General features: G+C 57.6%; 19 protein-coding genes and 4 pseudogenes. 10 read left to right on the top strand and 13 right to left on the bottom strand.

The annotated features are described in order from the left end of the window. Positions 1–81 precede the first annotated feature (81 nt). On the top strand, positions 82–1,269 hold the full coding sequence (gene ftsZ, locus FFH21_RS21890; protein WP_002555041.1) for a cell division protein FtsZ: 1,188 nt from the start codon (positions 82–84) through the stop codon (positions 1,267–1,269). 112 nt (positions 1,270–1,381) lie between these two features. Further along, complete coding sequence (gene lpxC, locus FFH21_RS21885; RefSeq protein WP_002555040.1) at positions 1,382–2,293, top strand: UDP-3-O-acyl-N-acetylglucosamine deacetylase; 912 nt, start codon at positions 1,382–1,384, stop codon at positions 2,291–2,293. 117 nt (positions 2,294–2,410) lie between these two features. On the opposite strand, the gene FFH21_RS21880 is transcribed toward lpxC, so the two are convergent. Further along, a complete protein-coding gene (locus FFH21_RS21880; RefSeq protein WP_011169425.1) occupies positions 2,411–2,866 on the bottom strand; it encodes a DUF721 domain-containing protein in 456 nt (151 codons plus the stop codon). Between the two features lie 304 nt (positions 2,867–3,170). Here FFH21_RS21880 and secA point away from each other — a divergent pair, with 304 nt between their 5' ends. The 4 genes from secA to FFH21_RS21860 all read left to right on the top strand — a co-directional run bounded on the left by secA (position 3,171) and on the right by FFH21_RS21860 (position 8,877). Then, a complete protein-coding gene (gene secA, locus FFH21_RS21875; protein WP_004666178.1) occupies positions 3,171–5,912 on the top strand; it encodes a preprotein translocase subunit SecA in 2,742 nt (913 codons plus the stop codon). 109 nt (positions 5,913–6,021) lie between these two features. Then, positions 6,022–7,239, top strand: a complete 1,218-nt coding sequence (argJ, locus tag FFH21_RS21870; RefSeq protein ID WP_011169424.1) for a bifunctional glutamate N-acetyltransferase/amino-acid acetyltransferase ArgJ — start codon at positions 6,022–6,024, stop codon at positions 7,237–7,239. Between the two features lie 58 nt (positions 7,240–7,297). Beyond that, positions 7,298–7,924: a glutathione S-transferase family protein gene (locus tag FFH21_RS21865; RefSeq protein WP_002555036.1), complete on the top strand. Its 627-nt coding sequence runs from the start codon at positions 7,298–7,300 to the stop codon at positions 7,922–7,924. 2 nt (positions 7,925–7,926) lie between these two features. Further along, positions 7,927–8,877, top strand: coding sequence for a Nudix family hydrolase (locus tag FFH21_RS21860; RefSeq protein ID WP_011169423.1), 951 nt, complete (start codon positions 7,927–7,929; stop codon positions 8,875–8,877). 182 nt (positions 8,878–9,059) lie between these two features. On the opposite strand, the gene FFH21_RS21855 is transcribed toward FFH21_RS21860, so the two are convergent. The 3 genes and pseudogenes from FFH21_RS21855 to FFH21_RS21845 all read right to left on the bottom strand — a co-directional run bounded on the left by FFH21_RS21855 (position 9,060) and on the right by FFH21_RS21845 (position 12,655). After that, positions 9,060–9,638 (bottom strand): cob(I)yrinic acid a,c-diamide adenosyltransferase, encoded by a 579-nt coding sequence (locus tag FFH21_RS21855; RefSeq protein ID WP_004656495.1) that lies wholly within the window; start codon positions 9,636–9,638, stop codon positions 9,060–9,062. Positions 9,639–9,653: 15 nt separating this feature from the next. Continuing rightward, positions 9,654–11,690 carry a PAS domain-containing sensor histidine kinase gene (locus FFH21_RS21850; protein ID WP_005780979.1) on the bottom strand — a complete coding sequence of 679 codons (2,037 nt, stop codon included), beginning with the start codon at positions 11,688–11,690 and terminating at the stop codon, positions 9,654–9,656. Between the two features lie 44 nt (positions 11,691–11,734). Then, positions 11,735–12,655: pseudogene (locus FFH21_RS21845) on the bottom strand (putative 2-dehydropantoate 2-reductase). Between the two features lie 169 nt (positions 12,656–12,824). Between FFH21_RS21845 and FFH21_RS21840 the strand changes: the two are divergent. Further along, positions 12,825–13,304 (top strand): YajQ family cyclic di-GMP-binding protein, encoded by a 480-nt coding sequence (locus FFH21_RS21840; RefSeq protein ID WP_002555031.1) that lies wholly within the window; start codon positions 12,825–12,827, stop codon positions 13,302–13,304. 126 nt (positions 13,305–13,430) lie between these two features. After that, a complete protein-coding gene (locus FFH21_RS21835) occupies positions 13,431–14,261 on the top strand; it encodes a mechanosensitive ion channel family protein (protein WP_011169422.1) in 831 nt (276 codons plus the stop codon). 179 nt (positions 14,262–14,440) lie between these two features. Here the strand turns inward: FFH21_RS21835 and FFH21_RS21830 are convergent, their stop codons facing one another. From FFH21_RS21830 to FFH21_RS21815, 4 genes and pseudogenes are all read right to left on the bottom strand, one after another. Beyond that, positions 14,441–14,953 carry a hypothetical protein gene (locus FFH21_RS21830; RefSeq protein WP_004656484.1) on the bottom strand — a complete coding sequence of 171 codons (513 nt, stop codon included), beginning with the start codon at positions 14,951–14,953 and terminating at the stop codon, positions 14,441–14,443. Positions 14,954–15,033: 80 nt separating this feature from the next. Next, positions 15,034–15,303 (bottom strand): PAAR domain-containing protein, encoded by a 270-nt coding sequence (locus FFH21_RS21825; RefSeq protein WP_011169420.1) that lies wholly within the window; start codon positions 15,301–15,303, stop codon positions 15,034–15,036. Beyond that, the gene (locus FFH21_RS21820) at positions 15,300–16,976 is read right to left on the bottom strand and encodes a DUF2875 family protein (RefSeq protein ID WP_011169419.1); all 1,677 of its coding nucleotides are present in this window, start codon (positions 16,974–16,976) and stop codon (positions 15,300–15,302) included. The genes FFH21_RS21825 and FFH21_RS21820 overlap by 4 nt, the downstream gene beginning before the upstream one ends. Further along, positions 16,973–17,758: pseudogene (locus FFH21_RS21815) on the bottom strand (DUF3274 domain-containing protein); the annotation flags it as partial. The gene FFH21_RS21820 and the pseudogene FFH21_RS21815, both read right to left, overlap by 4 nt. Positions 17,759–17,829: 71 nt before the next feature. Here FFH21_RS21815 and FFH21_RS21810 point away from each other — a divergent pair. Further along, on the top strand, positions 17,830–19,089 hold the full coding sequence (locus FFH21_RS21810) for an IS256-like element ISPsy17 family transposase (RefSeq protein WP_004666928.1): 1,260 nt from the start codon (positions 17,830–17,832) through the stop codon (positions 19,087–19,089). A gap of 61 nt (positions 19,090–19,150) precedes the next feature. Here FFH21_RS21810 and FFH21_RS21805 read toward each other — a convergent pair. From FFH21_RS21805 to FFH21_RS21785, 5 genes and pseudogenes are all read right to left on the bottom strand, one after another. Then, a pseudogene (locus tag FFH21_RS21805) lies at positions 19,151–19,453 on the bottom strand (hypothetical protein); the annotation flags it as partial. Beyond that, positions 19,450–22,011: pseudogene (locus tag FFH21_RS21800) on the bottom strand (type VI secretion system Vgr family protein). The pseudogenes FFH21_RS21800 and FFH21_RS21805, both read right to left, overlap by 4 nt. 323 nt (positions 22,012–22,334) lie before the next feature. Continuing rightward, entirely contained in the window at positions 22,335–22,667 is a 333-nt protein-coding gene (locus FFH21_RS21795) for a hypothetical protein (protein WP_004656474.1), read from the bottom strand. A gap of 28 nt (positions 22,668–22,695) precedes the next feature. Further along, the gene (locus FFH21_RS21790) at positions 22,696–24,246 is read right to left on the bottom strand and encodes an AmpG family muropeptide MFS transporter (RefSeq protein ID WP_002555028.1); all 1,551 of its coding nucleotides are present in this window, start codon (positions 24,244–24,246) and stop codon (positions 22,696–22,698) included. Positions 24,247–24,300: 54 nt separating this feature from the next. Then, on the bottom strand, positions 24,301–24,657 hold the full coding sequence (locus FFH21_RS21785; protein ID WP_004656468.1) for an MGMT family protein: 357 nt from the start codon (positions 24,655–24,657) through the stop codon (positions 24,301–24,303). 164 nt (positions 24,658–24,821) lie between these two features. Here FFH21_RS21785 and FFH21_RS21780 point away from each other — a divergent pair, with 164 nt between their 5' ends. Further along, complete coding sequence (locus FFH21_RS21780) at positions 24,822–25,829, top strand: DUF481 domain-containing protein (RefSeq protein WP_005733444.1); 1,008 nt, start codon at positions 24,822–24,824, stop codon at positions 25,827–25,829. The last annotated feature ends 20 nt before the right edge of the window (positions 25,830–25,849 follow it).

Genomic DNA, 25,849 nt, shown 5'->3' with positions numbered 1-25,849 from the left:
TCACAGCTTCAGATTCAGGGCTTCAAAAGCAATATCGGCAGGCAGTAGGCAAAACTAACTAGAAAGCGGAAGGAGAGAGAAATGTTCGAACTCGTAGACAACGTCCCGCAAAGCCCGGTTATCAAAGTTATCGGTGTAGGCGGTGGTGGCGGAAACGCTGTCAATCACATGGTCAAGAGCAACATTGAAGGCGTGGAATTCATCTGCGCCAACACAGATGCTCAAGCGCTGAAAAACATTGGCGCGCGGACCATTCTGCAACTGGGCACCGGCGTGACCAAAGGCCTTGGCGCTGGCGCCAACCCTGAAGTCGGTCGTCAGGCCGCACTGGAAGATCGTGAGCGCATTGCAGAAGTTCTGCAGGGCACCAACATGGTTTTCATCACCACTGGCATGGGCGGCGGTACCGGTACCGGTGCAGCACCGATCATTGCTGAAGTGGCCAAGGAAATGGGCATTCTGACGGTCGCAGTCGTGACCCGTCCGTTCCCGTTCGAAGGTCGCAAGCGTATGCAGATCGCCGATGAAGGCATCCGCATGTTGTCCGAAAGCGTCGACTCGTTGATCACTATCCCCAACGAGAAGCTGCTGACCATCCTGGGCAAGGACGCCAGCCTGCTGTCGGCTTTCGCCAAGGCTGACGATGTACTGGCCGGTGCCGTTCGCGGTATCTCCGACATCATCAAGCGTCCGGGCATGATCAACGTCGACTTCGCCGACGTCCGTACCGTGATGAGCGAAATGGGCATGGCGATGATGGGTACTGGCTGCGCCAGCGGTCCTAACCGTGCGCGTGAAGCCACCGAAGCGGCCATTCGCAACCCGTTGCTCGAAGACGTCAACCTGCAGGGCGCTCGCGGCATCCTGGTCAACATCACTGCCGGTCCTGACCTGTCGCTGGGTGAGTACTCGGACGTGGGTAGCATCATCGAAGCGTTCGCTTCCGAGCACGCGATGGTCAAGGTCGGTACGGTTATCGATCCGGACATGCGTGACGAGTTGCACGTGACTGTGGTTGCCACCGGCCTGGGCGCGAAAATCGAGAAGCCGGTCAAGGTCATCGACAACACGCTGCAGACCACCCAGCAGGCTCCTGCCCAGCAGGCGTCGCGCCAGGAAGCACCTTCGGTCAACTACCGCGATCTGGACCGTCCTACCGTGATGCGCAATCAGGCACACGCAGGCGCTACGGCAGCGGCGAAGATGAACCCTAACGATGATCTGGATTACCTGGATATCCCGGCTTTCCTGCGTCGTCAGGCCGATTGATGAAATGTATCAGGGGTATTAGGGTGATTGGTGTTCAGCAAAGGCATGGTCTGCTATCATCGCCAGCCTTTGTTGATACCAGTTCGCAACTTGCGCTGAAGCGGCCCATGCCATGATTAAACAACGCACCCTGAAAAATATTATCCGTGCCACAGGTGTAGGCCTGCACTCCGGGGAGAAGGTTTACCTGACCCTCAAGCCCGCACCTGTGAATACCGGCATTGTGTTTTGCCGAGCTGACCTTGACCCCGTCGTGCAGATCCCTGCGCGTGCGGAAAACGTCGGCGACACCACTCTGTCGACCACTCTGGTCAATGGTGATGTCAAAGTTGACACGGTAGAACACCTGCTCTCGGCCATGGCTGGCCTTGGCATCGATAACGCCTACGTCGAGCTCTCTGCCTCCGAAGTTCCTATCATGGACGGCAGCGCAGGCCCTTTCGTATTCCTGATTCAATCGGCTGGCCTGGAAGAACAGGACGCGCCGAAGAAATTCATCCGCATCCTGCGTGAAGTCACAGTGGAGGAGGGCGGTAAACGCGCTACTTTCGTGCCTTTCGAAGGGTTCAAAGTCAGTTTCGAGATCGATTTCGATCACCCCGTCTTCCGTGATCGCACCCAGAGTGCAAGCGTGGACTTTTCCAGCACTTCCTTCGTGAAGGAAGTCAGCCGTGCCCGGACCTTCGGGTTCATGAGTGACATCGAGTACCTGCGCAAGCACAACCTCGCACTCGGCGGCAGTGTGGAAAACGCCATCGTGGTCGACAAGGACGGCGTACTGAACGAAGACGGCCTGCGTTACGAGGACGAATTCGTCAAACACAAAATCCTCGACGCCATCGGTGACCTTTACCTGCTGGGCAATAGCCTGATCGGTGAGTTCCGTGGCTTCAAATCGGGGCATGCACTGAACAATCGTCTCCTGCGCACGTTGATCGAGCAGAAAGACGCTTGGGAAGTGGTGACTTTCGAGGATGCCAGTACGGCACCTATTTCCTACATGCGCCCTGTCGCGGCCGTGTAGGCAAGCTTTACTCTCTTTCCTTTTGTTCTTTAAAGGCTGCCCTCGGGTGGCCTTTTTTTATCGGCTTCATTGGGCAAAGCCAGTTGCGCAGAGGATCTGGCGAAAATCACTCAGACGTTATTTCTTGTCCTTGGCATGGCTGGCCAGCCGCTCAAGTGCTGCCCGCAGCTTGGGATCAGTGATGCCCTCGGCGGTGGCCTGAATGTTCTCGGCGGCAATCGAAGACAGGTCGATGGTGTGCGTGGCCGCTCCGCGCGGGGCTTCAGGTGGCTGCACCCTGAAGACAATGCGCATCAGGTTGATGAATTCGTCGAAGGCCATCAGTTGCCGGTGCAGGCGCTTCTGCTGATAGCGCAGGCGCGTGGCCCAGTGACCATCCGTCACGATCAGCAACAAGGTGCCTTCGCGCCACGAGGCCACACGACAGTGCGCGCGCGCGGCTGGTTGCAGCTGACTTTCGAGCAGGCGCTGCAAATGGCTAAGGCGTTCGGCGTGACGAAAGATAGCCTTCAGAGGCTTGGCTTCACGCAGCAGAACCGCGGGCGGGCGGGCGTTCAGAGGACGAAAGGCCATGGTGGAGTGCCTGGTAACAAGATGAACATCTTAACAGAAAGCGTTCTAACGGCTGCTTTTCAGGGCATTTCCGTGCTTTCATATGCAAATCAATGAGTAACTTCCCCGGATTATGGGTTGAAGTGCTTGAAATTGGCCCCATTGTAAACCTGCCCCATAACAGCGCTGTGCCAGCATCGTGGAATAACGCCACTTTCCTCACCATCGTTTCCGGGTAGAATGCTCGTTCGCATGCGGCCATCTGGGCTGCACGGGCGACTCACGGGGCCGCCCTCCATTCCTATGTGTGGAAGATCCTGTCGATATGTTTGCGCCTTTGTTGAAAAAACTTTTTGGAAGCAAGAACGAGCGTGAAGTAAAACGCATGCTCAAGACGGTACAGATCGTCAATGCCTTCGAAGAGCAAATGGTGGCCCTTTCGGACGAGCAATTGCGCGCCAAGACCGAAGAGTTCAAGGCCCGCATAGCCAAAGGCGAGACCCTCGATCAATTACTGCCGGAAGCCTTTGCTGTCGCTCGTGAAGCGGGCAAGCGCGTCATGGGCATGCGCCACTTCGACGTTCAGTTGATCGGCGGTATGACCCTGCACGAAGGTCAGATCGCGGAAATGCGTACCGGTGAAGGTAAAACCCTGGTCGGTACGTTGGCTGTGTACCTCAATGCGCTTTCCGGCAAGGGCGTTCACGTAGTCACCGTGAACGACTATCTCGCTCGCCGAGATGCCAATTGGATGCGTCCGTTGTACGAATTCCTCGGTCTGACCGTAGGCATCGTCACACCATTCCAGCCGCCGGAAGAAAAACGCGCTGCTTATGCTGCCGACATCACCTACGGCACCAATAACGAATACGGCTTCGATTACCTGCGCGACAACATGGCGTTCAGCATGGACGACAAGTTCCAGCGCGAACTCAATTTCGCCGTAATCGACGAAGTCGACTCGATTCTGATCGACGAAGCGCGTACGCCGCTGATCATCTCCGGTCAGGCCGAAGACAGCTCCAAGCTGTACACCGAAATCAACCGCCTGATCCCCAAGCTCGAGCAGCATATCGAGGAAGTGGAAGGCGAAGTCACCAAACCGGGCCACTTCACCGTTGACGAGAAAACCCGTCAGGTCGAGCTGAACGAAGCCGGTCACCAGTTCATCGAGGAAATGCTCACCGAAGTCGGCTTGCTGGCTGAAGGCGAGAGCCTCTACTCGGCGCACAACCTGGGCCTGCTGACTCACGTTTATGCCGGTCTGCGTGCGCATAAATTGTTCAACCGCAACGTCGAGTACATCGTTGCAGACGGCCAGGTTCTGCTGGTCGACGAGCATACCGGCCGCACCATGCCGGGCCGTCGCTTGTCCGAGGGCCTGCATCAGGCCATCGAAGCCAAGGAAAACCTGAACATTCAGGCCGAAAGCCAGACCCTGGCATCGACCACGTTCCAGAACTACTTCCGTCTGTACAACAAACTGTCCGGCATGACCGGTACGGCTGACACCGAAGCGTTCGAATTCCACCAGATCTACAACCTGGCCGTCATGGTCATCCCGCCGAACAAGCCGTTGGCGCGTAAAGACTTCAACGACCTCGTCTATCTGACGGCGGAAGAGAAGTACGCAGCCATCGTTACCGACATCAAGGCCTGCATTGCAGAGAACCGTCCGGTGCTGGTAGGTACAGCGACCATCGAAACCTCCGAACACATGTCCAACCTGCTCAAGCAGGAAGGCATCGATCACAAGGTTCTGAACGCCAAGTTCCACGAAAAAGAAGCAGAAATCATCGCGCAGGCCGGTCGTCCGGGTGCTTTGACCATTGCTACCAACATGGCGGGTCGCGGTACCGACATCCTGTTGGGCGGTAACTGGGAAGTAGAGGTCGCCAATCTGGAAGATCCGACCCCTGAGCAGATCGCACAGATCAAGGCTGACTGGCAGAAACGCCATCAGCAGGTGATCGAAGCGGGTGGCTTGCACGTTATTGCCTCCGAGCGCCACGAATCGCGCCGTATCGACAACCAGCTGCGTGGCCGTGCCGGCCGTCAGGGTGACACCGGTTCCAGCCGTTTCTACCTGTCGCTCGAAGACAGCCTGATGCGTATCTTCGCCTCGGACCGCGTGAAGAATTTCATGAAGGCGCTGGGCATGCAGTCCGGTGAGGCTATCGAGCACCGCATGGTGACCAACGCCATCGAAAAAGCGCAGCGCAAAGTGGAAGGTCGCAACTTCGACATCCGCAAGCAATTGCTCGAGTTCGATGACGTGGCCAACGAGCAGCGCAAAGTGATTTATCACATGCGTAACACGCTGCTGGCTGCCGAGAACATTGGTGAGACCATCGCTGACTTCCGTGAGGAAGTGCTCAACAATCTCATCAGTCAGCATATTCCGCCGCAATCCCTGCCGGAGCAGTGGAACGTTGCCGGTCTGGAAGCCGCGCTGAACACCGACTTTGCCGTCAAACTGCCCGTCCAGCAGTGGCTGGACGAAGACGACAACCTGCACGAAGACAGCCTGCGCGAAAAAATCATGGCGCAGTTGCTGGTGGCGTACAACGAGAAGGAAGACCAGGCCAGCGCCGAAGCCCTGCGTTCCTTCGAGAAGCAGATCCTCCTGCGCGTGCTGGACGACCTGTGGAAAGATCACCTGTCGACCATGGACCACCTGCGTCACGGTATCCACCTGCGCGGCTACGCTCAGAAGAACCCGAAGCAGGAATACAAGCGCGAGTCCTTCACGCTGTTCCAGGAGCTGCTGGATTCGATCAAGCGCGACACCATCCGTGTACTTTCGCATGTTCAGGTTCGTCGCGAAGATCCAGAGGAAGAAGAGGCGCGCCTGCGTCAGGAAGCCGAAGAACTGGCCAGCCGCATGCAGTTCGAACACGCTCCTGCGCCGGGCATCGACCAGCCGCTGCTGGATGAAGAGGGTGGCGAAGCGCCTGTAGCCGTCGCATCCGAGCCGGTCCGCAACGACCAGAAACTGGGTCGCAACGAGCTGTGCTGGTGTGGTTCGGGCAAGAAATTCAAACACTGTCACGGCCAGATCAACTAAGCCTTTGACTGTGTAATACCTGCGCCGCGACCGGCTTGCCCGTCGCGGCGTTTTTTCATTGATCGCCGTACTGATGCGGACGGCGCCATACTCCTTGAGGAGCACCCCGATGGCTGTTGGTCTTGGTCCTTTGCCTGCGTTGCACCCGGTTCCCGGTTTTGAACTTGGCATTTCTTCTGCCGGCATCAAACGCCCGGGGCGCAAGGACGTTGTGGTCATGCGCTGTGCCGAAGGCTCCAGCGTTGCCGGTGTATTCACCTTGAATGCGTTCTGCGCCGCGCCGGTCATTCTGGCCAAACAGCGTGTTCAGGGGACGGTGCGTTATTTGCTGACCAACACCGGCAATGCCAACGCGGGCACGGGCGAACCAGGTCTGGTTGCTGCGCGACGTACTTGCGAAAAGCTGGCGCAACTGACCGGCGTCGATGCATCAGCAGTGCTGCCTTACTCAACGGGCGTGATCGGCGAGCCGTTGCCTGTGGAAAAAATCGAAGGCGCGCTGCAAGCCGCGCTTGATGATCTGTCTGTGGATAACTGGGCCGCTGCGGCGACCGGCATCATGACCACCGACACCCTGCCCAAAGGCGCGAGCCGTCAGTTCACCCACGATGGCGTAACCATCACAGTAACCGGCATCAGCAAAGGCGCAGGCATGATTCGCCCGAACATGGCGACCATGCTTGGCTACATCGCTACCGACGCCAAAGTGTCGCAGAGCGTACTGCAGGACCTGATTCGCGACGGAGCCAACAAATCCTTCAATCGCATCACTATCGATGGCGATACCTCGACCAACGATTGCTGCATGCTGATTGCCACCGGTCAGGCTGATCTGCCCGAGATCACCGAGGCCAAGGGCCCGTTGTTCGACGCGTTGAAGAAAGCCGTGTTCGACGTGTGCATGGATGTCGCTCAGGCCATCGTGCGTGATGGCGAAGGTGCGACCAAGTTCGTGACGGTAGAAGTCAACGGTGGCGGCAATCAGCAGGAGTGCCTGGACGTCGGTTATGCCGTGGCCCACTCGCCGCTGATCAAGACCGCGCTGTTCGCCTCCGATCCGAACTGGGGACGTATTCTGGCGGCTGTCGGCCGCGCTGGCGTGCCGGACCTGGACGTGAGCAAGATCGACGTATTCCTGGGCGGCGTATGCATTGCCAGCCAGGGCTGCCGCGCCACGACCTACACCGAAGAGCAGGGCTCGGCGGTAATGGCTGAAGAAGAGATCACTATTCGTATCGAGCTGGGTCGCGGTGATTGCAGCGAAACCATCTGGACCACCGACCTTTCTCACGAATACGTGAAGATCAACGCGGAATATCGCACCTGATTCAATGCCCGGCGCGCGGGCATCCTGCCCTCGCGCCGGGCTCAATGGGAGCTGAACCATGAGCCTGCATCTGATTATCGGCGACAAACGCTATTCCTCCTGGTCGCTGCGTCCCTGGCTGGTGCTGGAAATGACCGGTGCTGCGTTCACCGATCAAGTCATCCGCCTGAACCTGCCGGACACCCGTGAGAATATTCTCAAGTATTCGCCGACCGGCAAGGTGCCTGCGCTTCAGTGTGAGCACGGCACGATCATCGATTCGCTGGCGATCTGTGAATATCTGGTCGAGCGCTTCCCGGACGTCGAGCTGTGGCCGCGTGATATCGCTGCCCGTGCCCAGGCTCGTTCGGCGTGTGCGCAGATGCACAGCGGTTTCGTCAATCTGCGCTCGAACATGCCAATGGACCTGCGTCAGGATAAGGCGCTGGAAGTGATCACGGTCGATACCCAGAACGATATCGACCGCATTGTCGAGCTGTGGGCCGAATGTCGCGCTGCCGCCGCCGAAAGTGGTCCTTTTCTGTTTGGCAAGCCGAGCATTGCTGATGCGTTCTTCGCACCGGTGGCTATTCGTCTGCGCGGCTATCACGTCCAGTTGCCGGCAGAGGCACTGGCGTATATCGAAACCATCTACCAGTGGCCCGCCTTCAAGCGCTGGCAGCAGGCAGGCCTGCAGGAGTCCTGATCGTGAAACGAGTTCATGTGGCTGCCGCCGTCATTCGTGGCGCTGACGGCAGTGTATTGATTGCCCGACGTGCCGACACTCAGCATCAAGGTGGCCTCTGGGAGTTTCCCGGTGGCAAGGTCGAAGAGGGTGAGACCGTTCAGGCCGCACTCGCACGTGAGCTTCAGGAAGAGTTGGGGATTCATGTCACGGCAGCGCGTCCCTTGATCAAGGTCGGTCACGATTATGCGGACAAGCAGGTATTGCTGGATGTCTGGGAAGTCTCGGCATTTACCGGCGAGCCGCATGGTGCAGAAGGGCAGCCACTGGTCTGGGCGGCTCCGCGAGAGCTGCCTGACTACGACTTTCCGGCCGCCAACCAGCCGATTGTCGCTGCGGCACGTTTGCCCGGCGAGTATCTGATCACGCCTGACGGGCTGGACAATATCGAGCTGTTGCGCGGTATGCAGAAAGCCATCGCAGGCGGTATCAAGCTGGTCCAGTTGCGGGCACCGGGTGGCTATGACCCGAAGTATCGCGATCTGGCGGTGGATGCGGCCGGGCTGTGTGCCGGCAAGGCGCAGCTCATGCTCAAAGGGCCTCTGGAGTGGCTGGGCGACTTTCCGTCCGCCGGTTGGCACCTGACGGCGGAGCAACTGCGCAAGTACGCCAGTCGTGGACGTCCGTTCCCTGAGAACCGCTGGCTGGCGGCGTCGTGCCATAACGCCGAAGAGCTGGCCCTGGCAGAGCAGATGGGCGTGGATTTCGTCACCCTGTCACCGGTTCAGCCCACCCTGACTCATCCCGATGCACAGCCGCTGGGCTGGCAGCAGGCGGCGCAACTGATTGCAGGCTTTAACAAACCGGTTTTTCTGCTGGGCGGCGTTGGCCCTTCCGAGCGTCAGCAGGCCTGGGAAAGCGGCGCACAGGGCGTGGCCGGGATCCGCGCGTTCTGGCCTGACGAAATCGTCTGAGTCGCACAGCTGACGCAGAGCACTCATCGTTATACACGTCCGCTTTTGACTCCGGCCGAAGGCCGTGGGAGCGGACTTGTCCGCGAAGCGTCGCCCGGTCCGCTCCCCACAAAAGCCCCTACGCTTCAACGTGAAAACGCCCCACGTCACAAATCTGCGCCGCGCAGCCATTCGGATGCTCATCAAACCGGCTTGGGCGCGGGCTGCCAGAGGATCTCGGCAATGCCCTGTCTTCTGGCGATCAATCGAGCAGCGACGAACAGCAAATCCGACAACCTGTTGATGTACGCCAGCCCGGCACCTTCCAGTGGCTCGACCGCATTCAAATGCTGGCAACGGCGTTCGGCACTGCGCGCAAGGCTGCGGCAGATGTGCGCTTGAGCGATCAGTGATGAGCCGCCTGGCAAGATGAAATTTTCCAACGGCCCCAGTTCTTCATTCCATACGTCGATTGCCGCTTCCAGCCGCCCGACCTCAGCGTCATTCAACGCTTTGTAAATCGGCATCGCCAGTTCGCCCCCCAGATCGAACAGCCGATGCTGGCAAGGCGCGAGCACCTCGATCACTTCGTTGAGAGCCGGCACGCTTTTGGCCTCATCGATCAGCCCGGCCAGCAACAGGCCGAGCTGGCTGTTGAGCGTATCGACCTCACCAATGGCCTCGACGCGCGGATGATCCTTGGACACCCGTCGACCGTCGCCCAGACCGGTCTCTCCGGCATCACCGGTGCGTGTGTAAATCTTCGACAAACGAAAGCCCATTGCTGCGATTCCTGATCAAGACTTGGAAATAACCTGCTGCTGAACGCTTACCTGGTTGGCCACCAGCGGTAGACGCAGCGTAAAGCAGGTGCCTGTGCCGAGAGAGGAATGCACCTCCATCTGGCCTTTATGATTATTGGTAACAATGAAATACGACACCGACAGACCCAGCCCGGTGCCCTGGCCGATTTCCTTGGTGGTAAAGAACGGTTCGAAAGTACGTTTTCGGACATTTTCGGACATGCCGATGCCGTTGTCCTCCACCTGAATTTCGGCCCAGGGCGGGTTGAGACGGGTACGCAGGATGATGCGTCCAGGCTCCTCGCTCTCCGGGCGCTGGTGAATGGCCTGGGCGGCGTTCTTCAGCAGGTTCAGCAGCACCTGCTCCAGTTCGTTGGCGATGCACGGCACCGGACCCAGTTCCGGGTCGAACTGACGGATGATGTGCTGGCCCTTGAAGTCGAAACCGACGGTCAGGTCAAAATCGTTGCTGGCAATTTCCACTGCCTGATCGATCAATGCCGGTAAGTCGCAGGCTGACAGCTGACGACTGCTCAAGCGGCTGAAATTGAGCATGTGGCTGACAATCTTTGCTGCCCTGGCACCCGCTTGCTGGATGCCATCGAGCAGTTTTGGTACTTCGCGGCTTTCCAGGTAATGATTGACCTGCGCCAGATCGATACCGTCGGCTTCGGCCTGCTCAATGTTCTTCGGCAGTTCCGGGGACAGACGCCGCCTGATGTTCTGCACATTGTGCAGAATGGCGCCCAACGGGTTGTTGATCTCGTGGGCCATGCCCGCTGCCAGACCGCCGACAGACAACATCTTCTCCGACTGCACCATCATTTCTTCCAGCGATATACGCTGGGTGATGTCATCGATACGGATCACCACGCCACGCCCGGCATCGCCGGTCAGCGGGTAGAACGTCAGCGCATAGTGGCGCGACTCGTCGTTTTTGATCCAGGTCACGCGCTCGATCTTGGTCACGCTGTGGCGCTCGACGGTGTGCTTGATTTGCGGCAGAAACGAGCGCATCGGCTCGAAGGCCAGAAAGATCGGCTGGTTCAACGCTTCGTCCAGCGTGGTTCCGGACAGCGCTGTCGCCTCCTGATTCCACTGGGTGACGTACAGCTGCTCGTCCAGCGCGATCATCGCCGAGGGCATCGAATCAATGATGCTGTTGAGGTAGTTCTGAAAGCCGGTGAGCTTCTTCTCGATCTTGCTGCGCACCTGGACTTCCAGTTCCAGTTTGCGGTTGGTATGGCGGGTTTCCTCGGCCAGCCCCTGTGCCTGATCGTAAGCTTCCTGGGAATCATCCCGAGCGCGCTTGAGTTGTTGCTCACGCGCTTCGATACGCGACAGCATGGTATTGAATGCCTCGGCCAGACTGCCGATTTCATCCTCGTTGCCTGGCTCTGCGCGCAGTGCGTAGTTTTCTTCGCGGGTGACCTGCCGCGACAGTTCTTCCAACTGATAAATGGGCTCTGTGATCAAGCGCCGGATCTGCCGGGCCACCACCAGCCACAGCAACACGCTGAACACCAGAATGCCCAGACTCGCGGTCAGTGTGCCGGTGTAGAACGCGGGAGGCAGCTCGCTGCTGGCAACCAGTAACATGTGCCCGGGCGGTTCGTCGCCTTTCGGTACGGTAATGACCTGCGTGCTGCGAAATTCAGTAAGCCGCCAGCTTTCGAGGTCCTTGTAGTGTCTGGGCAGTTGCAGGCCCTCGCCCTGCTGCATCTGCTCAAGTCGCTCTCCGTCGTTGTCGTATATGGCCGCTGCACGTAGCGGGCCGTAGCTTTTGAGTTCCTTGAGCAAGGCACGCGCATCGGCAGGCGAGTTCAAGGCGCGCTCGTTGAGATTGGCGCTGCTGATCAGACGGCCAATGGTCTGCAGGGCCTGCGGGGCCATCGCTTCCTGAGAGATGTAATAAGCCGCGCTGATGAAGGTCAGGTTCGCAACCAGCAGCACGGTGGTCATCAGGACCAGCAGGGCGGCCAGCAGTTTCTGACCTACCGGCAGGTTTTCCAGGCGTTGGCGCAAAGGCATTGGGAAGGTCGCAGTGACATGTGATGCGAGCAGGGTAGCGCGCGCTAGTCAGTACGCAAACCCTTGTGTGCCAGATGGGCTGTCAGACGTGTCCGCAATTGCTGCAGGTGTGCTGCCGGACAGCGATGACGCACGGCCGCCGCACACGCGTAACCCAGCAGGTAGCTGATTTCGGTGCGTCTCCCGTGAAGCACGTCCTGGTACATGGATGAGTAATTGGCGGCGGTCGCATGAATGACCCGCAGCACTTCAGCATGCAAGTCATGCGCTGCCGCTGGCTGGCCGCAGCGGCCCAGCAAATCGCTCAGCTCGGCGCACAGTGTTGCGACCTAGCAGGCGTGCTCGAGCAGGCCACCATTACGGCAGTCGTGCAGGACCGTCAGCGGGTTGATCGCGCAGTTCAGGGCCAGCTTGCGCCACAGCCGCGTCAGGAAGTCCGGTGTCCATTCGTGGGGAATGCCACTGGCGTGCAAGTCCTGCAGAAGTGCGGGTGCCGTCGGGTTCGATACATCGCCAAGCCAGTTGAAACCGTGGCCAGCGAACCTGACACGCCAGTCCGACTCCAGAAACGCGCCTTCAGTGCTGGAGGCGAACACGCAGCGGATGTGGGGGATTCTTGCAGCCACAGCGTCCTGACTGCCCAGGCCGTTTTGTAGCAGGATGACGTCGGCATGTGCCGCCAGACGTGGTGCCAACTGCGCAACAGCCTGCTCAGCGTCGTAGGCCTTGCAGGCGACCAGCAGCCGCTCGATGGGTTGGTGATGTTCGGCGGTCTGTGCTTCGACCGAGTACGTGTGGGCGATATCGTTTTCGACCAGTGTCACGCAACCGCCACTGGTGTTATAAGCCGCCAGCCGTTCAGCATTGCGAAGGATCAACCGCACCGGCAGGCCTGCGCGCGCCAGTCGCGCCGCCCACAGAGTGCCCAGACTTCCCGCGCCGAGAACATGCCATGTCACCGCCATCAGTGAGGCACGTTAAGGCGTTGAAGCGGTCTGCTGAAGGTGAAAACAAGGATGTGCATGAAAGGCTCACAGTTAATGCAGGAAAAGTCTCGTTATAATGAGCGTTCTTTCAAACCGTCAAGTCACGCGTGCCCGAATCGTGCGCACGCCGTTTATCTGGAGAACATACATGCCCTCGTTCGACGTAGTGTCCGAATTGGATAAACACGAAGTCACGAATGCCGTCGACAATGCCATCAAAGAGCTGGACCGTCGCTATGACCTCAAAGGCAAAGGCACGTTCGAGTTCAAGGAACTGACTGTCACGCTGACCGCAGAAGCAGACTTTCAGCTGGAGGCCATGATCGAAATCCTCAAGCTGGCGCTGGTCAAACGCAAGATCGACGCAAAATGCCTCGAAATCAAGGATGCCTACGCTTCGGGCAAACTGATGAAGCAGGAAGTCACCCTGCGCGAAGGCATCGACAAGGAACTGGCGAAAAAAATCGTTGCTCATATCAAAGAAGCCAAGCTCAAGGTCCAGGCCGCCATTCAGGGCGAGCAGGTGCGGGTTACCGGCAAGAAGCGCGACGACCTGCAAGAAGCGATCGCAGCGCTGCGTGCCTATGATTCGGGCATGCCGCTGCAATTCAACAACTTCCGCGACTAATATTTTATTTGCACTGAAAGCCGGGGAACCCTGCGTCCCCCGGCCAGTCCGAAGCGCCTTGAGCATTGAAATGACGGCAGGCCGCCGTGGTTTCGATGGCAGTTCATGGCGGGTAAGGAGATAACGATGGATTTAAACGCAGAAGTCGGTCATCTGTGGCAAGCGTCGCAGGCCTGGATTTCGATGATCATGGAGTACGGCAGCCGCTTGCTGCTGGCAGTCGTAACGCTGTGTGTGGGCTGGTGGCTGATTAACCGGCTGACCGGAAAACTGGGCGTGTTGCTGGCCTTGCGACACGCCGACCTGGCCTTGCAGGGCTTCGTCAGCAACCTGGCGAACATCATTCTTAAGATCCTGCTGGTGGTCAGCGTCGCGTCGATGATCGGCGTCGAAACTACCTCGTTCGTGGCCGCTATCGGTGCTGCCGGCCTGGCGATTGGTCTGGCATTACAAGGCAGCCTGGCGAACTTCGCGGGTGGTGTGCTGATTCTGTTGTTCCGTCCGTTTCGCATCGGTGACTGGATCGAAGCCCAGGGTGTGTCGGGAACTGTCGACAACATCCAGATCTTCCACACCGTGCTGCGCACCGGCGACAACCGTACGGTGATCATTCCCAACGGCAACCTGTCCAACGGCATCATCACCAACACTAACCGTCAGCCAACCCGCAAGATCACCTTCGATATCGGCGTCAGCCACGATGCGGATTTGAGGAAAGCATTGCAGGTCCTGCTGGACATGGCAGACGACCCACGCGTACTCAAGGACCCGGCCCCACAGGCCGTGGTGGCAGCACTGGGGGAGAACGCAATTACCTTGTCCCTGCGTGTCTGGACCAGCAGTGGCGATATGGGCGACGTGACGTCGATGTTCAACATCGAAGCGCGCGACCGCTTGAAGGACGCAGGCATCGAGATTCCATTGCCGCAGCGGATTGTGCGGGTGGTTCAGGAATAGTGGTTTGTGCGGTATGAAAAAGCCCTGGCTTGTGAGTGAGAGTCGGGGCTTTTCTTTATTTGCAGGTTCAGGAAAAGGCTATTTTCATGATTGATGATTGTCTGCCTTCAGCGATGCCCGGGCGCTTTACCGTCTGTTGATACGAACATGCCTTTCAGCTCTCCGGCACAAAAAGTACGTTATTTACTGTAAATGTAACCGTCGTCCTCATCTTCCTCGTCGATATCTTTGAGTTTTTCTTGATGAGGCACCGGGTAAAGACCCAGTACAGCCGCTACTCCCGCAGATATGCCCATGAGGAATGGGGTCGGCTCGGGATACTGCGAAAGTTTCCGATCGGGATCCTCTGTGGGATTAACGCCGCTGCCAGCGGGGAGCTTCATTATCTTCATACCATCAGCGGTGAGAATGCAGCGAGGCGGGACTATCTTGCCTTCAAACATTTCCACTATTTCGGCGTTGGGTAAGGGGGTGAGCGGCTCACTGACCTGTGCACCCGATTCGCTATGCGTGAACAAGAACTTCTCGCCGCTTTTCTCGATACGAATCCTTGGCTGATTCTCGGGCTTTGTGGCGTAGTCACCAATCAACTCGTCACACGGGGACACTGACTCTTGCGCACAGCCCGCTAATAGAACCATCCCGGCGACTAAATGCATCCCTACGACGGCCTGACAAAAACGCATGTACATGTTTCTTCCTTGTTCCAATTGAGGGGGCAGTTCCATGTTGTTTCCTGTACTTGCGCTGCATGACCTGATCACGAAATATCCTAAACCACTCGCACATTCATGGCTTGGCTGGCCACACCCTGGCAGCCGCACGCCAGCCGATGGCCGTGCAGGACCACCGGGATGCCGTTCAGCTTTCGGGTGGGGTGGCCTTCGATAAAGGCGAATTCTCCTGAATGAAGCGGGCAGGTTGCTTTGTCGCCCAGTACGGCCGGAGGCTTGCCGTTGATTGTGTGAGTGCCTGCCAATTGGCAGGACACCACTCGGCCACCACTGCTGGTGGCGTCGCCCAGGCAGACGGGATAACTCACTCTGCAGGTGCCCCGCCGGTTGGCGAGCCGAAGGTGAACGGATCTGCGCCGCGGTTCTGAGTGTTCTTCGCTTTACGGGCTTCATCGGGCGGGCGGACCATTTGTACGGTCAGGCTGCCATCGGTGCCGGCATAGACCACGGCACTGACGCCGCCATCCTTGTAACTGGCGATGGTGGCCAGATTGATCTCGACCAGCGCACCGCTGACTTCGGTATTACCCAGACGGCGACCGATGTCGTAACCTTCTTCGACGTTGCCCAGCTCAAGACCGTGGCCGTCCTTGTTCAGGTCGTGCAGGGCGTTGTTCAGGGCGATTTCAGCTTTCGGGTTGTTGGTGCTGTCGTAGAACACCCGTACAGGTTTCTGCCCTTCGGGCAAAGTATCCAGCGCCTGTACCCAGGCGGCTTGCAAGGCTTTGGCTTGCAATGCAGGTTTCAGGCGCTTGCCGTTTTCATCCTGCATCAGAGCCTTGATTGGCCGATGCAGGTAGCCAAGCACCGGCGCAGCGTCGAACTCCTTGACCTGATGCTGACCCCAGCGAATAGGTAACCAAGGGGAGGGCTCGAAATTGCCGGGGCCGCGATTGCTGATGGTTTTCCAGAGGGTGGGGAGCTGGGATTGCCAGTAGGCGGTGGACATGGTGCTCGGGGCATCCGGTACCTTGGGATTATAGGTGCCTGCACCCGCTTCATACAGATTCTTGTCGCGCTCCCAGTAAAAACTCCATAGCTTGCCCAGATCGCTGTTCTTGTTTTGATTGTCCTCTGATTCATTAGTCGCGTACTGACGGATGTAGCGATCTACCCGATCCGAGCGAGTGACCAGTAGGCCTGTCATGCTTTCGAACACTGTTGGTACGACTTGAGCATTTTGCAGTCCGGGAGTACCCGCCACACGCAAGCCGTTTCGCGTGACGTCACCATCTTCACTTACGATTAGCGCCTGAGGCACTTGGGGATTATCGTCAAAAAGACGGAATAAGCGTTCAAGCATTTTTTGAGCATGGGTGGTGTTTTCAGCGTCTTGCCACAAAAACAGTGTCACACCTAAAGTAGCAGCGTTGCGCCCATTTAAAATATTGTCAGCAGCACCCGTATCCGAAGGTTGTTTGGGGGGGGCAATTGCAAACGTTGGGATGGGCCAATATGCGACCGCCTCGCCTGCTGAGTGCTTGAATGCAGCACGGATATTAATGCTCTGGGTATTCTCTCGAGAGAGTAAGGAATCCGTATAATCTTCGGGGTTTTGCGAATATATTGATGTAAAATTATTTTTCTTTTCTTTGATTTTTCGCCATACAGATGATTGATGCCATCCCCCTACGGCCAGTCCGATTCCGCGCATTTCTAAAGCGTAGGTCCGTTTTTGCAACGCCTGCTGTTCGGAAACTTGTGCTGCTACGTTAGATTTATACGCGGCTAGTTCAACCTTCTCATGAGCAACGGCTTTACCCCACCAGTGGCCGCTGTAGATCAGCAGTAAAGTGCCCAAAATGGCTGCAATGCCCCAGCGTGTTACCGAGTGTATGTCACGAAGTTTCATGTTGTTTTCCTGTGCTTTAAAGTAGGCAAGTAGGACGAACCCTATCCAGAGAAAAAGTAGTATTCCAGTTATCCAGATATACGCCTTCAGCTTGGGGCGTAGTGAGATTTTCGGTTGATGGAGCTTCACTTTTCACCACCTTTTTCAAGTGGGGCGGTTACTAAAGACGGCGGCGTTAGTGATACCAGCCCAGAGGGCGGAAATATGCCTCGTTGGTAATACGCATGACTGGCTTTCACCAATGTCTGAGCTTCGACGCTAATTTTTGCCCATCCCGGTAATCTTTCAATGATTCCGAATGTAGTTTTATCTATCCTCCAATTCGCAATCGCCAAGGGTTCGGCATTTATCAGGCACAACTGGCCCATCTCTACCGGGGCTTGCGAGATGACACCTGCCGCTGTCCAGCCTCCAGGGTAGCGTGGCTCATTGTCCGCACGCAGCAGCTCATGACCTGCCGGCTTTCCGACCAGTACCGGAGCGTTGTCACGATGGCGCTTGGTCCACATGCGTTGGTAGAAACGCAACGGTTGTAATTCATTCATGGGTTGCCGGCCGTTTTTCTTGCCCAGCGTATCCCAAACGCCATACGTGCCGATGCCCTTGACGTCATCCAGAGCAACGGTGGTGTCGTCCGGGCAGAAGTACAAGTACACCTTGCCGCGATTATCGCGCTCCGGAAAAATCGCCAGATTACCGACCTTGTCCTTGCGTACACCCTGCGCCGGACTCCATTTCGGGCCGCTTCGCCCGCAATAGGTTGCAGGGTTACGCAGGTCCGACAGCGGCGGCTGGGTGTGAGGTGCCTGAGTGACTTCAGTGACAATACGCGTCAGCGTGGACAGCGTGTCGTGGCCCTTGGGTGTGACATTAGGGAACAGGCTGTAAGGCGAGTCCACCATGATCAGCGTAAAGATAGGTGTCGGGATGAGACTGTCAGAAATTTTGTGTTCGGGCATAACATGTAGCTAGAGGTGCATGTATGCCGACCAAAAAGAAGTCCGCCAATGCAACAGCGAGGGAGTTGCCCTCGATTCCCCAAGAGCTGATCGAGCAGTTTGTTAAAGGCCCGATGAGCGCCGAAGCCATTCAAGACGCGTCCATGGCGTTCAAGAAGGCTCTGATCGAGCGTGCGCTAGGCGCCGAGCTGGGTCACCACCTTGGTTATCCTCAGGGCGCGGAGCGCCCTGAGGAGTCGACCAATCAGCGCAATGGCAAAAGCAGCAAGACGGTTCTGACCGACGACGGGCCGCTTCGCCTGGATATCCCCAGAGACCGCGATGGTAGCTTCGCCCCGATCCTGATTCCCAAGCACGAACGACGTTTTACAGGCTTCGACGACAAGATAATTGCCATGTACGCCCGGGGCATGACGGTGCGTGAGATCCGCGCTTTTCTATCTGAGCAGTATGGAACTGACGTGTCCCATGACTTCATCAGCTCAGTCACCGATGCGGTCATGGAAGAGGTGGGCGCTTGGCAGCAACGACCCTTGGAACCGATGTATCCGGTGATCTTCTTCGATGCGTTACGGGTCAAAATCCGGGACGAGGGGTTAGTGTGCAACAAGGCTATTTATCTGGCGCTGGGGGTATTACCTGATGGCACGCGCGACATTCTGGGTATATGGATCGAGAGCACCGAGGGTGCCAAGTTTTGGATGAAGGTGTTCAACGACCTCAAGACTCGTGGCGTTGAAGATGTTCTGATCGCCGTCACGGATGGCCTCAAAGGAATACCGGAGGCGTTGGGGGCGGTTTTTCCTGCCACGACGCTGCAAACCTGCATCGTGCATCTGATCCGCAACAGCTTGGACTATGCCGCTTGGGATAAACGTCGGGCACTGGCCAAAGCACTCAAGCCGATCTACCAGGCGATCAATGCCGATGTGGCTGAGCAAGAGCTTAACGCCTTTGAAGCGGGCCCCTGGGGCAAGCAGTATCCGACTGTAGTTGCTGCATGGCGTCGCGCCTGGGATCGGGTTATACCGTTTTTTGTTTTTCCGGCGGGCATTCGCAAAGTGGTTTACACGACCAATGCCATCGAGAGCATCAATGCCCAGTTACGCAAGATCATCAAGACTCGAGGGCACTTCCCGACCGATGAGGCTGCGACGAAACTGATATGGCTTGGGTTGCGCAACATCACCGCCAACTGGGGTCATGCGGCACACGACTGGAAAGTGGCAATGAATCAATTTGCGATCCTGTACGGAGACCGATTTACCAGACCGAGCTGGTAAAACAAGGGCCTGCCTGACGGCAGGCCCTAACCAGCCCGAACACAAAAAAACTGATACTCCCGTCGGGATCGTCCAGAATGCCCTTCTGATCGTCTTGCACATCTTCAGATGGTAGCTTTCTTAACTTTTCGTATTCAGCCCCGTACCGCCCCGCCACCAGATCCGGCCGATCCAGTCGCTCATTAACCCCCTGACACAACCCGGTCTCCACCGACTCATAAGAAGCCCCCGGGTCATTCACACCGTGCAGAAAGATCACTACGCCGGGCAAGTCGGCGGGCACTTCCATTTTGCTGGTGGTGTTGAGGTTGAGGATCAGGCGTGTGTTGCCTTGGGCAACGGCGTATTCATCGGCGCCATTCATTGGGCACCTCCTTTCGGTGTGCCGCTGCGTAGTGCCGATACTTGCGCCTGATGCATCATTTCGCGTTCCACGCGCTCCGTCAGTCCGTCTGCGTTCGTCATTCCTTTCGCCAGGCTGCCATCTTCCAGTTTGATTTCATACGAGTGATCCGCTGCTGCCCGCGGGCTTTGTTCGCTGTGGCCGGGGTAGTGGAAGGTGACCTGCTGGGCGGCGGGGTCGCGGCCGAAAGAGGGAATCGCAGCGCTGTCGGTCTTGGGGCCGATCCAGTCGTGTTCGCTTGCATGCACGGTGACTTTGCCCTGCGAGCCGATCTCGACGCCGCCACCAATCTTGATGTAACTGCCGTCATCGGCGACCAGGCGAATGGTCGGCGCGGTGATGACCACTTCGCCTTCGACGGCCGAGACGTGCAGGTTTTTCTGGGCATTGAGGGCGATGTCGTCTTCCTGGGCCTGCACCAGCACTTTGCCGCGGTTGGCGATGGCGCTGATGCCAGCGTCCTGGGCGAAGGCTGACAGCCCTTTGCCCGCTTGCAGGTGCATGGCCGCGCCGCTGGTCAATTGCAGGTTGTTCTGCGCGGTGGTGTCGTGATGTTCACCGGCATAGTGAACCTGCGAGCGCGGCGTGGCGCTGGCAATACCTGCTGCTGCGGTCATGGCCAGTACCGGGTCGCCCAGGCCGTTGCTGTCCGGCGCGGGCCATTGATTCAGCGACTGGCGCAAGGCTTCTATGCCTTGAACATCCACTGCCTGACCGCCGCGCGCGGCGGCGGTTTCGCCGAGGGATTTGAACAACTCGCCGCACTCGGCCAGCAGTTTGAGCAGCTCTTCGCGATCCAGCTGTGAGCCTTTTGCGTCGGTACGCGCATAGGTGGTGAGCAACATGCCCTGCGCGGCACGCAGGGCGATGGCGGCATCGGTGCGCAGTTCTGCGCCGTTGCCGCGTGGCTGGGCGGTGCCGTCAGTACGCGGGTCGGTCAGTTTGCCCAGGTTGAGGGCTGTGGCCTGATGGGTTGTGCCCATGCGCGCTCTCAGTGAGCCTGGCGTGTCATCGAACAGCAATTCGTTGAAGCCGCTGCCTTTATGTTCCTGGGTGCGGATCCCCGACAGCGTGCGGTTGCCCGGCAGCCCCGAGGCCTTGCTGAAGCGTGGCGGCAGGTTAATGTTGTTTTAGAGCACCGACGTCACCAGAGGCCGGTCGATATCGCCTGCCAGAAACGTTACCAGCACTTCCTGGCCGATGCGTGGCATGAACTGATGCCCGAAGCCGCTGCCCGCGCTGGGCATTGCCACCCTTAACCAGGTGGTGCCCTGCGGCAGGCTGTCGCCGCGCTGCCAATGGAACCTGACCTGTATCCGTGCCAGCTCGTCAGTGAACACTTCCTCACCTTCCGGCCCGACCACGATGGCGCTCAGCGGGCCGTTAATGCTCGGGCGCGCAACGGTGATCGGATGCCGATAGGGGATCTTGTGGCGAATGCACACGAACTCGTTTTTGTAGCCTGCGCTTTCGTCCGACAGGTAATTATTGCTGCCCTCATGCTTGACCGTTATCAGCAGAAAACTGCGATCTTCAGCAGAGCCGCGGTCATGATCAAAATGCTGGGTCAGCTCAAAGGTGTGGCCAGGGTACATGGCGCGGCAGTTACTGTTGCCGGTGAATGTCTTGCCCTGTACTTCAATGGCTTCCAGGCGCTGACGCACCAGGCGTTCACCGTCTTTGAAGGTGCCATGACTGTAGTGATCGAGCACGTCATACACTTCATACGCGTCGACGTTGCCCTGCTCATTGAGGCTCGGCATGCCGACAGGCAACTGATTACGGGGCTGCTTGTAGTCGAATGTCTGAATGGACATGCGCCCCGATTGCAGGCGTCGATGGCTGCGCCATTCGGTAATCGAGTCCGCTGTCTCGGTAACGGATGCGCTGTGATAACGAATGCTTGGCTGTTGCGGCAGGGGCGAGAGGTCACGCGAGTGATCAAGAATGATCAGCGTGTGCTTTTCCTGATTGTGATCGAAATAGAAGAACAGGCCTTCGTGTTCCAGCAACCTCAATACAAAGGTCAGATCGCTTTCACGGTACTGGGTGATGTAACTGTGCGTCTTGAGTGGCTGGCTGAGTTGAAACTCGAAGTCGGGCAATGCGCCGTAGGCCGCAAATACCGTTCGGATAACGGCTTCGATGGTCTGTTTCTGAAATATGCGCGAGTCGACGCGTCGCGAGAGCATCCATAGCCAGGGGCTCAGTGTGGCGCTGTAGCGGGCCAGGCCGCCGTCGCTGCCTTCCAGGCTGAAGGCACTGATATAACCATTGATGTAGCGCGATTCGCCGGTGGCGAGTTCTATTGCCAGTTGTGCAGGCTGGCCGATCTGCGATTTGAGCTCCAGGCTGGCATCGCGACTGATCATCGACAACTCGAAACTGAAAAGCTCGGACAGGCTTTCAGTGCCGGAAAAACGTTCCAGCAGGAGTTCCTGTTCGTCACGGGCAACGGTCGTCAGCTTGATCAAGCGACGGTTTTGTGGCGCAAATAGCGCCGTTAGATCCTTTAACATTGTTGCTCCGTTATATAAAACCAGCCGCTCGTTCCGCTAGAGAGTGCTGATATAGAGAGGGGCGTGAGTCTATAGACTTCTTTCCGAGGCACACACTTAAATTGCAATGGGCCATCACCGGGCAACATTACTCCTCATGGCGCGCTGAGGTAGTGGGGAGTGGCTAACGATTTCGTCGTCCAATTCATAAGAAGCTGTAGTGCGTTTCTTACGGCGCAATGAACACAGCCATGCAGGCTGCAAGACTTTGCTTTTGGAGAGGGCTGGAGGCGTGTGCTATGAAAAGCCCTGGCTCACGAGCATCAGGGCTTTTTAGTTGGCGTTTACTGCAGGCTTATATTGGCCAGCGTGACGATAATGCCGATGCCTGCGACAGTGGCGGCTACTGCGTTGATGGAGAACACTGTGCGTATCTTTCTGGACAGTCTCCATGGCTTTACTGCGAACGCATAAATCAGCAGAAAGATGATCGCGAAGATTTCCACCTGCGCGAGCAGCACTACCGCACTGCCCAAGGCCATTGATCCGGAAAGGCCATCAGCGTCTCGCGACAGATAATATGTCAGCAGGGTGCCGATGATGGGTAGCCAGATCCCCAGGCTGATAAGAATCAGTGGGATGGGGTTGAAAGGGCGTGTTTGGTTTTCGGTGTCCACTTTTTTTCCTTGATGAGTGATCCGGCGATCAGGGCTTCTCAATCTCTGAAACTGCTGTCGGTGCCTCGGCCTTCGCGGTGCGTATCTCGCGGCTCCATTGCAGGATGATCATCACCAGCGTTGGAATGCCCAGTAAAGCGGTGATCAGGAAGAAATTGTGATAACCGAATTTCTCCACCACCACGCCGGAATAACCGCCCAACAGGCGCGGCAACAGCAGCATGATGGAGCTGAGCAGGGCGTATTGAGTGGCGGAAAACTTAAGGTTGGTGAGGCTCGACAGGTAGGCGACAAACGCCGATGTCGCCAGCCCGGAGCTGAGGTTGTCCAGTGAGATGGTCAGGATCAGCATCTTCACGTTCGGGCCCATGTCCGCCAGCAACAGGAACAGGATGTTGGTCGCTGCCGAGGTGAAGCCGCCGATGAACAGGATCGGCATGATGCCGAAGCGTACGATCAGCAGACCACCGGCGCCAGCGCCCAGCAGGGTCATGATCAGGCCGAAGATCTTGCTGACACTGGCAATCTGGTCCTTGGTGAAGCCCTGGTCGATGTAGAACACGTTGGCCATGACGCCCATCACCGTGTCCGACATTCGATAGGTTGCAATCAGGCCCAGCAGCAGCAGCGCCTGCCAGCGATAACGCATGATGAAGTCGTTGATCGGCGTAAGCACCGGTGCCAGCCCGCGGCGCCCCATAGAGGACAGGCAGGCGAAGGTCAGAAGCGTGTAGAGAATGGCGCGCAGGAAAGCCCGGTCTTCCAGCAGCAGGTCCATCCAGCTGGTGCCGTTGAACAGCACGCTGGCGAAGTCGGTGTTGTAAAGCTGGGTAAACATCGCTGGTACTGACACCAGTAACACGATCAGCACAAACACTGAGGCCAGTTGGTGAGTGAAGCCATAACGTGCTGCCGACAATTGCGTGCGCAACGGCACCGGCGGCTCGCGCATGATCAGCGTAGTGACCAGCGCTGGCAGCATCAGCAGGCCAAACAGCACATAGGTGCCGGTCCACGCCGAATGCTTGTAGGCAAAGCCTGTTGAGCCGAAACCTTCAGCGAAGTACAGCGCGCCCGCGGTCGCCAACAGTGCGGCCACCCGATAGCCGGACATATAGCTGGCGGCGAGGGCGGCCTGCTGGGTGTCCTGAGCGATTTCAAGGCGATAGGCGTCGATGGCGATGTCTTGGGTTGCGGAGGCGAAGGCCACTACCACGGCAATTGCGATCAGCCAGGACAAATGCTTCTGCGGATCGCAGAAGCCCATCCCGATCAGGCCAAGAATCACCAGACTCTGTGCCAGTACCAGCCAGGAGCGCCGCCGCCCCAGCTTGCCCAGAAACGGCAGGCGCCATTGGTCGAGTAAGGGCGACCAGACCCATTTAAAGGCGTAGGCAAGACCGATCAGGCTCGCATAACCGATGGTCTCGCGAGCAACACCGGCTTCGCGCAACCACACGGATAATGTCGAAAAGACCAGCATATAAGGCATGCCCGCAGCGAATCCGAGCAGCAGTAACACTAATGTCGACGGGCTGGCATATGCGGCGAGCGCGGCGCGCCAGGTTTTACGGGGCATGGGCTGGAATCTGCCTCAGGTTACGAAAACAAAGGGCGCACTCTAACCGCTGTGCTATAGGGGACGCCAGCCATGGCGCTGCATATCCACCCGATTATTCCGAATGGTAACGCCCTCGGCGCGTAAACGGGCTCGCTGTTCGTCACCGGACACACTGCCAGCGGGCAGGCTGAGCCGACCGCCGGCCCCCAACACCCGATGCCAGGGTAGGGAAGAGCCGTCCGGCAACTGACTCAATGTACGGCCCACCCAGCGCGCAGCTCTGCCCAGCCCTGCCATTTCAGCCAGTTGACCGTAGGCGACCACTTTGCCCTCCGGTATTTGCGCCATCGTCAGGTAGAGGGCCGTACGTCGCATTTCGGCAGCTGACGGCTCGCCAGGGTAAAGAAGTGTCAAGTCCGGGTCGGTCACGCGTTTATCCTGTATAAAACGATATTGATTGTCGTTCGCGGAACTTTGGTCGATCTCTGCTGTCTGTTACCACCGTGTCCGGCGGTCCATGGATTGAGATCGCCTTGATGTTTTTCTGCAGGATGATGCCCGCCTTCCCGCCAAACAGAGCCTGATTACCGCTTATGTTGTCCAGAACCCTGCTGTGCCTCGCAATTACTACTGTTTCCACTCCATTGCTTGCCGACACTGTCTGGTTGAAGAATGGTGATAGGCTGACTGGCACAATCAAAGTGTTTGATGGTGGCAAGCTGCTATTGCAGACCGAATACGGCGGCGCTATTCCGTTGGACTGGAAGCAGGTCAAAACCCTTCAAAGCGATCAGCCACTGTTGGTCAAGCAGGATGAGCACACAGGCGAAGTCTCCAAGTCGTTGCAGGCTTCGGACGACGGCAAGGTCGTACTGGCTAATGGCGATGCACCCAAGACCGTCGAACTGGCAAGCATTCATCAGATCATCAAGCCCAAGCCGGTTATCACTGATCTTGTCTGGAAAGGCAATATCGATGCGGCGCTGGATTTCCAGCAGGCAGAAAACGATACCAATGACTACAACATTGCCTTCAAGACTTCGGCGCGTCACGGCCAATGGCGCCATAACGCCAAAGGCGATTACAACCGCGAAACGACCGATGATGTGGTGGGCACCGACAACTGGAGCGCCGAATACTCGCTGGACCGCTTCCTGACCGAGAAATTCTTCTGGGATGCTCGTGTGACCTACAAGCGCGACAAGATCGAAGACCTGTCGCGCCAGCGTGTTGTCGGTACAGGTCCTGGTTACCAGTTGTGGGATGACGAGCTGGGAGCCTTCAAGGTCGGTGCGCTGCTCAACCGTACAGATTTCGAATTCTCCAATGGCCAGAAGGAAAACTTCTATTCCGTTGCCGGCACCTGGGATTACAACCGCTACCTGATCGGCAAGAAGTTCGAGTTCTTCAGCAACGGCGAACTGGGCAAGCCGTTGAGTGGCGTTGCCGATTACTCGATGGATGTCGAAGCCGGGCTGCGCTACAAGGTTACCGACTGGGCGTCGCTTAACCTGAAGGCCGAGAAAAACATCATCAGTGGCTCGGATAACGGCGACGTGGACAAGACCCGCTACACCGCCGGTTTCGGTGTGAGCTGGTAAACAATGTGGCGAGCGATGCA

The organism is Pseudomonas sp. KBS0707, from assembly GCF_005937945.2.
GTDB lineage: Bacteria > Pseudomonadota > Gammaproteobacteria > Pseudomonadales > Pseudomonadaceae > Aquipseudomonas > Aquipseudomonas amygdali.
This window is presented reverse-complemented; position numbering and strand designations above follow the sequence as displayed.

What these genes read in the sequence shown, in the direction of transcription:
- FFH21_RS21855 (WP_004656495.1), bottom strand. Translation starts at nt 9,638, where the DNA reads ATGGGCTTTCGTTTGTCGAAGATTTACACACGCACCGGTGATGCCGGA.
- FFH21_RS21790 (WP_002555028.1), bottom strand. Translation starts at nt 24,246, where the DNA reads ATGCCCCGTAAAACCTGGCGCGCCGCGCTCGCCGCATATGCCAGCCCG.
- FFH21_RS21810 (WP_004666928.1), top strand. Translation starts at nt 17,830, where the DNA reads ATGCCGACCAAAAAGAAGTCCGCCAATGCAACAGCGAGGGAGTTGCCC.
- lpxC (WP_002555040.1), top strand. Translation starts at nt 1,382, where the DNA reads ATGATTAAACAACGCACCCTGAAAAATATTATCCGTGCCACAGGTGTA.
- secA (WP_004666178.1), top strand. Translation starts at nt 3,171, where the DNA reads ATGTTTGCGCCTTTGTTGAAAAAACTTTTTGGAAGCAAGAACGAGCGT.
- FFH21_RS21865 (WP_002555036.1), top strand. Translation starts at nt 7,298, where the DNA reads ATGAGCCTGCATCTGATTATCGGCGACAAACGCTATTCCTCCTGGTCG.
- FFH21_RS21840 (WP_002555031.1), top strand. Translation starts at nt 12,825, where the DNA reads ATGCCCTCGTTCGACGTAGTGTCCGAATTGGATAAACACGAAGTCACG.
- FFH21_RS21835 (WP_011169422.1), top strand. Translation starts at nt 13,431, where the DNA reads ATGGATTTAAACGCAGAAGTCGGTCATCTGTGGCAAGCGTCGCAGGCC.
- ftsZ (WP_002555041.1), top strand. Translation starts at nt 82, where the DNA reads ATGTTCGAACTCGTAGACAACGTCCCGCAAAGCCCGGTTATCAAAGTT.
- FFH21_RS21850 (WP_005780979.1), bottom strand. Translation starts at nt 11,690, where the DNA reads ATGCCTTTGCGCCAACGCCTGGAAAACCTGCCGGTAGGTCAGAAACTG.
- FFH21_RS21780 (WP_005733444.1), top strand. Translation starts at nt 24,822, where the DNA reads ATGTTGTCCAGAACCCTGCTGTGCCTCGCAATTACTACTGTTTCCACT.
- FFH21_RS21830 (WP_004656484.1), bottom strand. Translation starts at nt 14,953, where the DNA reads ATGTACATGCGTTTTTGTCAGGCCGTCGTAGGGATGCATTTAGTCGCC.
- FFH21_RS21880 (WP_011169425.1), bottom strand. Translation starts at nt 2,866, where the DNA reads ATGGCCTTTCGTCCTCTGAACGCCCGCCCGCCCGCGGTTCTGCTGCGT.
- argJ (WP_011169424.1), top strand. Translation starts at nt 6,022, where the DNA reads ATGGCTGTTGGTCTTGGTCCTTTGCCTGCGTTGCACCCGGTTCCCGGT.